Origin of the sequence: Lutibacter sp. (genome assembly GCF_040883305.1) — a bacterium.
In the GTDB taxonomy this organism is placed as follows: domain Bacteria; phylum Bacteroidota; class Bacteroidia; order Flavobacteriales; family Flavobacteriaceae; genus Lutibacter.
Window position 1 is genome coordinate 1 of sequence record NZ_JBFLKT010000109.1, and the last position, 10,026, is coordinate 10,026.

The following is a 10,026-nucleotide window of genomic DNA, read 5'->3' on the forward strand; positions in this document are numbered from 1 at the left end:
CTTTTTTCATCGAAAGATTTTGGTTGGTATGGTAAAATTAATAATGATACATTGAAAAATATTTTAACAAAAAAATACGATCTGTTAATAAACTACAGCAAAATTGATTATTTATACAACAACATATTATTATTGCATAGTAAAGTCGCTTTTAAAGTTGGTTTTGCAAGTTTAGACAATCGTTTTTACGACTTATTAATAAATTGTAAAACATCTGAAATAGCGTTGTTTAATAAAGAGGTGAGAAAATATTTAGAGATTTTAAATAAAATATAAATGAAAGAATTGTTAGGAACTGGAGTAGCCTTGGTAACACCTTTTAATGAAGATAAATCGGTAGATTTTGAAGGGTTAGCTCGTTTGGTAAACTATCAAATAGACAATGGCATTAATTATTTAGTTGTTTTAGGAACAACTGGAGAACCAGCAACACTTACTTTAGAAGAAAAAGAACAAATAAAAGCCACAATTATTAAAGAGAATAATGGCAGATTACCGTTAGTACTTGGAATAGGTGGTAATAATACAATGGCTGTTGCTGCAGAAATTAAAACTACAGATTTGAAGGCATATTCTGCAATACTTTCAGTTTCTCCATATTATAATAAACCAACACAAGAAGGTATTTATCAACATTTTAAAGTAATTTCTGAAGCAAGTACTAAGCCAATTATTTTGTATAATGTTCCTGGGCGAACTGGTAAAAATATGGAAGCTTCAACGATTTTAAGATTGGCAAACGATTTTGAAAATATTGTTGCCGTAAAAGAGGCTGCAGGAGATATTGTACAAGCAATGCGAATTATTCAACATAAACCAGCAGATTTTATGGTAATTTCTGGAGATGATATGATTGCTTTACCAATGGTTTTGGCTGGTGGGTCTGGTGTTATTTCTGTAATTGGACAAGGGGTACCAAAAGATTTTTCTAAAATGATTCAATTAGGATTGCAAAAAAATGTTGTTGAAGCCAATAAATTACACTTTAAAATAATGGACAGTATTGATTATATTTTTGAAGAATGTAATCCTTCCGGAATAAAAGCACTACTACAAAAGCAAGCAATCTGTAGTTCTAATGTACGTTTGCCATTGGTAAAAGCAACTGAAAAATTAGAACAAAAATTAATCAATTTTATAGATAATTATTAGTAATTTTACAGTCAATTTGAAAAAAGTAAAATAGTAATAAAAAATATTTAAATATGTTATCAGAAAATATGCAAGCTGCTTTAAATAAGCAGATTAAAATTGAAGCAGAATCATCACAAGTATATTTAGCAATGGCTTCTTGGTCTGAAGGTCAGGGATTAGAAGGTATTTCTCAATTTATGTATGCACAATCAGATGAAGAGCGTGAGCATATGCTTAAAATGTTTAAATATGTAAATGAACGTGGAGGACATGCTGAAGTTTCAGAATTAGTTAAACCTGCAGATCAATATGGTTCAATTAAAGAAATGTTTGAAACTTTATTTAAACACGAAGTTTTTGTTTCGCAAAGTATTAATGATTTGGTGCATATTTCATTGGAAGAAAAAGACTACGCAACTCATAACTTTTTACAATGGTATGTTGCAGAGCAAATTGAAGAAGAAGCACAAGCCAGAACTATTTTGGATAAAATTAACTTAATTGGAGACGATAAAGGAGGTTTGTATTTGTTTGATAATGACATTAAGCAATTATCAGTTATTAGTTCAGTAGCTCCGCCAACTGTTTAACAATTAACAAACAATTAAGATTGTTGCACAACATTTATTGTAAAAGCAAGTTATTTTTGTGGTTTACTATTAATAAAAAATCATTTTAATAATCCATAATAAATAACTATTTTTGCCAAATGCTTAAAAATAAAATATATATTCTCATTTTATTAGTTACTGTTGGTGTTTCATCATGTAGTGAATATCAAAAAGTATTAAATAAAGGTAAGGTTGAAGAACAATATACAATGGCTTCGAAATTATATGAAAGCCAAAAGTATAATAAAGCCATACAATTATTTGAAAAAATTACGCCCTCTTATAGAGGAAAACCTCAAATGGAGCGTATTCAATTTATGGTTGCACAATCACATTATAACACAAAGCAATATACGTTAGCAGCATATTATTTCGATAAATTTGTAAAAAATTATCCTAAAAGCTCAAAATTAGAAGAGTCTGCATACCTTTCTGCACATAGTTATTTTTTAGCTTCACCAGTATTTAGTTTAGATCAAAAAGATACACAAGAAGCCATTACAGCCTTGCAGAATTTTTTATATAAGTATCCAGAATCTGATAAAGTAACTGAGGCCAATGAAAATATAAAAGTGCTTACTAAAAAGTTAGAAAAGAAATCTTTCGAGATCGCTAAGCAATATTATCATACGGAAGATTATATTGCCGCAATTGCAGCATTTGATAATTTGTTGGGTAATTTTTTAGGAACTTCATATAAAGAAGAAGCAATGTATCTTAAATTTAAATCGGCTAATAATTTAGCAGTTAATAGTTATATTCTAAAAAAAGAAGATAGACTTAATAATGCTGTAAAAATTCATGAAAGATTTAAAAGAAGCTTTCCAAAATCAGCATATTTATCAGAAACTGAAGAATTACTACAAAATTTAAATAACGAGTTAAACTCTTTAATTGCATTAAAAACTGAAACAAATGGACTATAAAAACACAAAAGCAGCTACTACTACAGTAACTTATGATAAAGACAGTATAGAAGCTCCAACTAACAATATCTATGAAGCTATTACAATTATAGCTAAAAGAGCTGAACAAATTAGTGGTGATTTAAAAAGTGAACTGATTGAAAAATTAGAAGAATTTGCGACTTATACAGATAGTTTAGACGAGGTTTTTGAAAATAAAGAGCAGATTGAAGTTTCAAAATTTTACGAAAAGCTACCAAAGCCAACTGCAATTGCCGTTGAAGAATGGTTAGAAGGTAAAATTTATCATAGGAACCCAGACCTAGACACAAAAGAATAATATGTCAATTTTAAGCGGTAAAAATATACTTTTAGGTGTTACCGCAGGTATTGCTGCTTATAAAACAGCACATTTAGTACGACTTTTTATTAAGGCAGGTGCACACGTAAAAGTTGTAATGACACCTGCTTCTAAAGACTTTATTACACCATTAACATTAGCTACCTTATCTCAAAATCCTGTGTATTCATCTTTTTTTGAAAAAGGAAATCAGGAAACAGAGGAATGGAATAGCCACGTAGATTTAGGTTTATGGGCAGACTATATGGTTGTTGCTCCTGCAACTGCGAATACCTTATCTAAAATGACAAATGGTGTTTGCGATAATTTATTGTTAGCAGTGTATTTATCCGCAAAATGTAAAGTGTATTTTGCTCCAGCAATGGATTTGGATATGTACAAGCATACTTCAACCAAAAATAGTATTGAAAAATTACAAAGTTTTGGAAACGTATTTATTCCACCTTCAACTGGGTTTTTGGCAAGTGGTTTAGAAGGAGAAGGACGTATGGAAGAACCTGAAAATATTGTTTCTTTTATAGAAAAGGATATTATAAAAGGAATGCCATTATTCAATAAAAAAGTACTTATTACTGCCGGCCCAACCTATGAAGCTATTGATCCTGTGCGCTTTATTGGAAATCATTCTTCTGGAAAAATGGGTTTTGAAATGGCTAAAACGGCCGCTGGTTTAGGAGCTAAAGTTTATTTAATTACAGGTCCTTCGAGCCAAATTGTTTCAAATAGTTTAATAGAAAGAATAGATGTTGTAAGTGCTGAAGAAATGTATAATGAAGTTCATAAAGTCTACAGTTCAGCGGATATTGCAATTCTCTCCGCAGCAGTGGCAGATTACAAACCAAAAAACGTTTCCGATAAAAAAATTAAAAAATCTTCAGATTCAATGTCTATTGAATTGGTGAAAACACAAGATATTTTAGCCTCTTTAGGGGACATAAAGAAACAGCAATTTTTAGTAGGTTTTGCATTAGAAACCAACAACGAAATAGAAAACGCAACAACGAAACTAAAATCTAAAAATTTAGATTTAATTGTGTTAAATTCTTTGAACGATGAAGGTGCTGGATTTAAAAAACCTACAAATAAAGTTACAATAATTGATAAATCGGAAAATATTTCCGAATTTGGTCTAAAATCTAAAGGCGAAGTTGCTGAAGATATATTTAATGTAATTTTGAAAAAAATGTATGCGTAAAATAGTTCAAATATTAATTGCTTTACTTGCTGTTGTTCAGTTAAATGCACAAGAATTAAATTGTACAATTACTGTTAATGCTGATAAAATACCAGGTTCTAATAAACAAATTTTTACAACTTTACAGACCTCATTAAATGAATTTGTAAATCAAAAAAGGTGGACAAATTTTAATTATAAACCACAAGAACTAATTAATTGTAATTTAACGCTTACTATTTTAGAGCAAACGGGAACAGATTTTAGAGGTCATATTCAAATACAATCTTCACGTCCTGTTTATAATTCAACCTATTTAACACCAGTTTTTAATTTTAAGGACGATAATTTTTCATTTCAATATACAGAATTTGAACCTTTACAATTCAACGAAAACTCTTTTGAATCTAACCTGGTTTCTGTAATCTCATTTTATGTGTATACAATTTTAGGAATGGATGCAGATACATTTTCGTTAAATGGAGGAACGGATTATTTTACAAAAGCACAAGATATTGTAGTATTAGCACAACAAAGTGGTTATGTTGGTTGGAATCAAAATGATGGCTCTAAAACAAGATTTACTTTGGTAGATAATATGTTGTCGCCAACTTATGATATGTTTAGAAAAGCTATGTTCGATTATCATTTTAACGGCTTGGATATGATGAGTAAGGATAAGAAAGCTGCAAAACAAGCTGTTTTTGATGTTGTGAAAACTTTAAAAACTATTTATGATTCGCGTCCAAATGCATTTTTATTACGTGTTTTTATGGATTCTAAAGCAGATGAAATTGTAGATATTTTTTCTGATGGTCCTAGATTTGATACCAGTAAATTAAAAGACGACTTATTAAGGATCTCTCCCTTAAATGCTTCGAAGTGGGAAGCGATAAAGTAATTTCTTAATTTTCAAATTTAAATAATGCTCATAAATCTTTCCATAAAAAATTACGCTTTAATAGAAAGTTTATCTGTAAATTTTCAAGATAATTTATCTATAATTACTGGTGAAACGGGTGCTGGTAAATCTATTTTATTAGGTGCTTTAGGTTTGGTTTTAGGGAAAAGAGCCGATTCTTCAACATTAAAAGATGCTTCTAAAAAATGTATTATTGAAGCACGATTTTCAATTTCAAAATATCAATTAGATGCTTTTTTTGAAGAAAAAGATTTAGATTTTGAAGAAGAAACTATAATAAGGCGCGAGATTTTGCCGAGCGGAAAATCACGTGCCTTTATAAACGATACACCTACTACAATTCAAACATTACAATTGCTTAGCGAAAAATTGATTGATGTGCATTCTCAGCATCAAACAGTGCAGTTATCCGATGGTAATTTTCAGTTTTATATTATTGATGCACTTGCAGTAAATTTAGAAAAAATTGAATCGTATAAAAGAGGGTTGGTTGTTTTTAATAAGTTAACTAAAGAGTTAAAAACACTTAAACTACAACAGGAAGCTGCAAAAGAACAGTACGAATACAATTTGCATTTGTACACAGAATTAGAAAAAGCGAATTTAAAAGCAGACGAGCAAGAAACTTTAGAACAGCAGTTAGATAAAGAAAATAATATTGAAGAAATTAAATTAAATTTAACTGAAGCTCAGGCATTGGCTTTAAATGAAGAAATTGGAATACAAGCATTATTGGTTTCATATGCAGCTAATTTAAATAAAATAAAATCGTTTGCTCTAGAGTATAAAGTGTTGTATGATAGGGTTTTGAGTTTGAAAATTGAACTAGAAGATATCTCTTCTGAAATTGAAAACTTAAATGAAAATGTTGAGTTTGACCCTTCAGAATTAGAAAAACTAAATGATAGATTACAATTAATCTATAACCTGCAAAAGAAACATACGGTAAACTCAATTGCAGAATTATTGGTTATTAAAGAAAACCTTTCTGTTAAAGTTGATGCAGTTCAAAATTCTTCTTCAGCAATAAAATCTAAAGAAACTGAAATAAATGCTGTTTCAGAAAAAATTGACAAACTTGCAACTTCAATTTTTAATGAACGTAAAAAAGCAATTCCAGTTTTAATTAAAAAGTTAGAAGCAATCCTTGCTAACTTAGGAATGGAAAATACAAGATTTCAGTTTAAAATCAATCATACAAATAACTATTTTTCAAACGGAAAAGATGAATTACACTTGTTAATTTCGGCAAATAAAGGTGTTAATTTTGGTGAACTTAAAAAAATAGCCTCTGGAGGCGAATTATCTCGAATAATGTTAGCCGTAAAAGCAATCCTTTCAGAATATTCAAAATTACCAACCATAATTTTCGATGAAATTGATACAGGTGTTTCTGGTGATGTTTCTCAAAAAATGGCAGATATTATGCAACAAATGAGTGCCAATATGCAAGTAATTACAATTACCCATTTACCTCAAATTGCTGCAAAAGGACAACAACATTATAAAGTTTATAAAGAAGATATTGATAATAATATAATTACACAACTAAGAGAATTGGATAAGAATGAGCGTATAAAGGAAATTGCGGAGATGTTAAGTGGTAAAAATATTTCAGAAACTGCTATTGAACACGCAAAAGAATTGTTAAATTAAGAATTCACTATATTTGCAGCCAATTAAATTAAATCGAAAACAATATTAAGACTATGCATAATTTATTAAAAGGAAAAAGAGGAATTATTTTCGGAGCACTAGATTCAAAATCAATTGCTTGGAAAGTTGCTGAAAGAGCGCATGAAGAAGGAGCAACATTTGTTTTAACGAATGCACCAGTAGCATTGCGTTTAGGAACTATTTCAGAATTGGCTGAAAAAACAGGTTCACAAGTGGTACCAGCGGATGCAACTTCTATGATGGATTTAGAAAATTTAATTGATAAATCTATTGAAATTCTGGGTGGTAAAATTGATTTTGTGCTGCATTCAATTGGAATGTCTGTAAACGTACGAAGAGGAAATCATTATACAAATCAAGATTATAACTTCACAAAAACTGGCTTTGATGTTTCGGCATTATCTTTTCACAGAGTTATGAGTATGTTGTACAAAAAAGATGCAATGAACGAGTGGGGAAGTATTGTGGCTTTATCTTATATGGCTGCACAACGTGTTTTTCCAGATTATAATGATATGGCCGATAACAAAGCGTATTTAGAATCTGTAGCACGTAGTTTTGGTTATTTCTTTGGACGTGATAAAAAAGTAAGAGTAAATACCATTTCTCAATCTCCAACTCCAACTACTGCTGGAAGTGGTGTAAAAGGGTTTGATGGTTTTATTGCATATGCAGAAAAAATGTCGCCTCTTGGAAATGCAACTGCATTAGAATGTGCGGATTACACAATTTCAATGTTCTCAGATTTAACGAAAAAAGTGACGCTACAAAATTTATTTCACGATGGTGGTTTTTCAAATATGGGAGTAAGTACGGCTATTATGGATAGTTTTATGGAAGATTTTCAGCAAGAAGAAGATAAAGCGACTGAATAATGAATAATGAAAGATAAAAAGTAAGTTCAAAACTTATTTAGATATTAAAAAAGCGATGATTTTTATAAATCATCGCTTTTTTCGTTCTAAAATTTAAACAGTCCTCAAACTTAAATTTTAGAAGTATGAGTATTGTCATCGTTTTCGTGAAATAATTGCATTATTTTTAGACAATCAAAAAAATACAAGTAATATTATTCTATGAGACCACTTAAAATTGTAGTGCTTGCAAAGCAAGTGCCGGACACACGCCACGTGGGTCCTGATGCCATGAAACCAGATGGCACTGTAAATAGAGGTAAGCTAGCAACCGTTTTTAATCCAGATGATTTACACGCACTGGAACTAGCATTAAATATAAAAGATCGTATTCCTGGAACTCATGTAACCATATTAACAATGGGACCACAAAAAGCTGCAGATATTATTCGTGAAGGATATTATCGTGGTGTTGATGATGGAATTATGATTTCCGATAGACGTTTTGGAGGTGCCGATACCTTAGCAACTAGTTATACCATTGTTCAAGCAATAAAAAAAATAGCTGATTATGATTTAATAGTTGGTGGTAGGCAAGCTATAGATGGAGATACAGCGCAAGTTGGTCCGCAATGTGCCGATAAATTAAACATTCCTCAAGTAACTTATGTTGAAGAAGTTTTAGAAATAAGTGATGATAAAATAATTGCAAGAAGAAGGTTAGAGAATGGTGTTGAGGTAGTTTCAGCCCCATATCCTTGTCTAATGACAGTTCATGGTTCTTCTCAAGAATGTAGATCAAGACATGCTAAAAATGTTATGAAATACAAATATGCAAGAACAAATACAGAGATGAGAAAAGGAGACCCTGTGCTAGAGGAATTGCATAAAAAAAGACCTTATTTGGTGATTCCAGAATGGAGTGTTGAAGATATTGAAGCGGATGAAACAAAAATCGGTTTAGCAGGTTCGCCAACTAAAGTTAAAAGTGTTTCGAGCATTGTATTAACTGCGAATGAATCTAAGGTATTAACAGATTCAGATAGTGATATAGAAGGAATGATTAAAGAATTAATTAAACATCACACCATTGGGTAGTTGATATAACTTAAAATGAATAAAATGAAAAGTGTATTTGTTTATTGCGAAGTAGAAAATAAAGAAGTAGCAGAAATAAGTCAGGAGTTATTATCAGCAGGAAAACGATTAGCTCAAAAGTTAGGATGCCCGCTAGACGCAATGCTTTTTGGAAAAGACTTAGACGGAATTGAAAGTCAAATTTCACCTTATGGCGTTGATAAATTATTTATTTCTGATGATTCAAGATTAGAACCTTACAGAACTTTACCACATGCTGCTTTAGCTCATAAAGTATTAAAAGAACAAGATCCTCAAATTGTATTGTTTGGAGCAACCTCTGTTGGTAGAGATTTAGCACCGCGTTTGGCATCCAAATTAAATTGTGGATTAACAGCCGACACAACTATATTAGATATTGGAGACCATTTTGTGAAAAAAGAAAAAAAAGAATATACTGATTTGTTGTATGCAATTCGTCCAGCATTTGGAGGAAGTATTATGGCAAACATTATAAATTGGGATATGCACCCTCAAATGGCAACAGTTAGGGAAGGTGTAATGAAAAAAGAAGTTGTTGATGTAAATTATAAAACAGAAATATTTAAAATAAATGCAAATGAAGTTTTAAATGATGAAGATTTTGTTGTTGAGGTTATTGAACGTCATATTGAGGAGTCAGGTGTAAATTTAAAAGACGCCCCTATTATTGTGGCTGGTGGATACGGTGTTGGTTCAAAAGAAAATTTCGACTTGCTTAGAAATTTAGCAAATATTTTGGGAGGTGAAGTTGGAGGTTCAAGAGCTGCTGTAGATGCCGGATTTATTGATCATAATCGACAAATTGGACAAACAGGAACAACAGTTAGACCAAAATTATATATTGCAGCAGGTATTTCAGGGGCAATTCAACATACTGCGGGTATGCAAGATGCATCTATGATAATCTCTATAAATAATGATCCAGATGCACCAATTAATGCTCTTGCAGATTATGTAATTACCGGCGATTTAGGAGTTGTTCTTCCTAAAATGATTAAATATTACAAGGAGAACGCTAAATAGATTAAAAATAAAGAGTTAAAAAACTCTATTAATAAAATAGAAAAAAATGGATAATTTTTTCAAAGACACTCCGGATTTTAAATTTCATTTAAAAGATCCAATATTAAAAAAGGTTGTAAAGTTAAAAGAAGAAAATTTTGAACAATCTGAAAAGTTTGATTATGCGCCATTGAATCATGAAGATGCTATTGATTCATATGAAAAAGTGCTCGAAATTGTGGGTGATATTTGTGCCAATACAATTGC

Annotated in this window: 11 protein-coding genes and 1 pseudogene; all 12 read left to right on the plus strand. The window is 30.7% G+C overall.

Features of this window, described 5'->3' with window-relative positions:
- Positions 1-276: pseudogene (locus AB1Z17_RS03310) on the plus strand (hypothetical protein); the annotation flags it as partial.
- Positions 277-1,152 carry a 4-hydroxy-tetrahydrodipicolinate synthase gene (dapA, locus tag AB1Z17_RS03315; protein WP_368050367.1) on the plus strand — a complete coding sequence of 292 codons (876 nt, stop codon included), beginning with the start codon at positions 277-279 and terminating at the stop codon, positions 1,150-1,152. It abuts the pseudogene before it with no gap.
- A 53-nt stretch (positions 1,153-1,205) separates the two neighbouring features.
- The gene (locus AB1Z17_RS03320) at positions 1,206-1,724 is read left to right on the plus strand and encodes a ferritin (RefSeq protein ID WP_368050369.1); all 519 of its coding nucleotides are present in this window, start codon (positions 1,206-1,208) and stop codon (positions 1,722-1,724) included.
- 119 nt (positions 1,725-1,843) lie between these two features.
- Positions 1,844-2,671, plus strand: a complete 828-nt coding sequence (locus AB1Z17_RS03325) for an outer membrane protein assembly factor BamD (protein ID WP_368050370.1) — start codon at positions 1,844-1,846, stop codon at positions 2,669-2,671.
- A complete protein-coding gene (locus tag AB1Z17_RS03330; RefSeq protein ID WP_368050372.1) occupies positions 2,661-2,990 on the plus strand; it encodes a DNA-directed RNA polymerase subunit omega in 330 nt (109 codons plus the stop codon). Before AB1Z17_RS03325 ends, AB1Z17_RS03330 begins: the two co-directional genes overlap by 11 nt.
- Position 2,991: 1 nt before the next feature.
- Entirely contained in the window at positions 2,992-4,206 is a 1,215-nt protein-coding gene (coaBC, locus tag AB1Z17_RS03335) for a bifunctional phosphopantothenoylcysteine decarboxylase/phosphopantothenate--cysteine ligase CoaBC (protein ID WP_368050373.1), read from the plus strand.
- Positions 4,199-5,086, plus strand: a complete 888-nt coding sequence (locus AB1Z17_RS03340; protein WP_368050374.1) for a DUF4835 family protein — start codon at positions 4,199-4,201, stop codon at positions 5,084-5,086. Before coaBC ends, AB1Z17_RS03340 begins: the two co-directional genes overlap by 8 nt.
- Before the next feature lie 24 nt (positions 5,087-5,110).
- Complete coding sequence (gene recN / locus AB1Z17_RS03345) at positions 5,111-6,763, plus strand: DNA repair protein RecN (protein WP_368050375.1); 1,653 nt, start codon at positions 5,111-5,113, stop codon at positions 6,761-6,763.
- Between the two features lie 53 nt (positions 6,764-6,816).
- On the plus strand, positions 6,817-7,659 hold the full coding sequence (locus AB1Z17_RS03350; RefSeq protein WP_368050376.1) for an enoyl-ACP reductase: 843 nt from the start codon (positions 6,817-6,819) through the stop codon (positions 7,657-7,659).
- Between the two features lie 201 nt (positions 7,660-7,860).
- Positions 7,861-8,736 carry an electron transfer flavoprotein subunit beta gene (locus tag AB1Z17_RS03355; protein ID WP_368050377.1) on the plus strand — a complete coding sequence of 292 codons (876 nt, stop codon included), beginning with the start codon at positions 7,861-7,863 and terminating at the stop codon, positions 8,734-8,736.
- Positions 8,737-8,760: 24 nt separating this feature from the next.
- On the plus strand, positions 8,761-9,780 hold the full coding sequence (locus tag AB1Z17_RS03360; protein ID WP_368050378.1) for an electron transfer flavoprotein subunit alpha/FixB family protein: 1,020 nt from the start codon (positions 8,761-8,763) through the stop codon (positions 9,778-9,780).
- Positions 9,781-9,826: 46 nt separating this feature from the next.
- Positions 9,827-10,026, plus strand: a 200-nt coding sequence (locus tag AB1Z17_RS03365; RefSeq protein WP_368050380.1) for a hypothetical protein, incomplete at its 3' end; no start/stop codon positions are given.

Bases quoted from the DNA above. Each gene is read 5' to 3' on its own strand.
- dapA (WP_368050367.1), top strand. From the start codon at position 277: ATGAAAGAATTGTTAGGAACTGGAGTAGCCTTGGTAACACCTTTTAAT.
- AB1Z17_RS03360 (WP_368050378.1), top strand. From the start codon at position 8,761: ATGAAAAGTGTATTTGTTTATTGCGAAGTAGAAAATAAAGAAGTAGCA.
- AB1Z17_RS03350 (WP_368050376.1), top strand. From the start codon at position 6,817: ATGCATAATTTATTAAAAGGAAAAAGAGGAATTATTTTCGGAGCACTA.
- AB1Z17_RS03325 (WP_368050370.1), top strand. From the start codon at position 1,844: ATGCTTAAAAATAAAATATATATTCTCATTTTATTAGTTACTGTTGGT.
- AB1Z17_RS03320 (WP_368050369.1), top strand. From the start codon at position 1,206: ATGTTATCAGAAAATATGCAAGCTGCTTTAAATAAGCAGATTAAAATT.
- AB1Z17_RS03355 (WP_368050377.1), top strand. From the start codon at position 7,861: ATGAGACCACTTAAAATTGTAGTGCTTGCAAAGCAAGTGCCGGACACA.
- AB1Z17_RS03330 (WP_368050372.1), top strand. From the start codon at position 2,661: ATGGACTATAAAAACACAAAAGCAGCTACTACTACAGTAACTTATGAT.
- coaBC (WP_368050373.1), top strand. From the start codon at position 2,992: ATGTCAATTTTAAGCGGTAAAAATATACTTTTAGGTGTTACCGCAGGT.
- recN (WP_368050375.1), top strand. From the start codon at position 5,111: ATGCTCATAAATCTTTCCATAAAAAATTACGCTTTAATAGAAAGTTTA.
- AB1Z17_RS03340 (WP_368050374.1), top strand. From the start codon at position 4,199: ATGCGTAAAATAGTTCAAATATTAATTGCTTTACTTGCTGTTGTTCAG.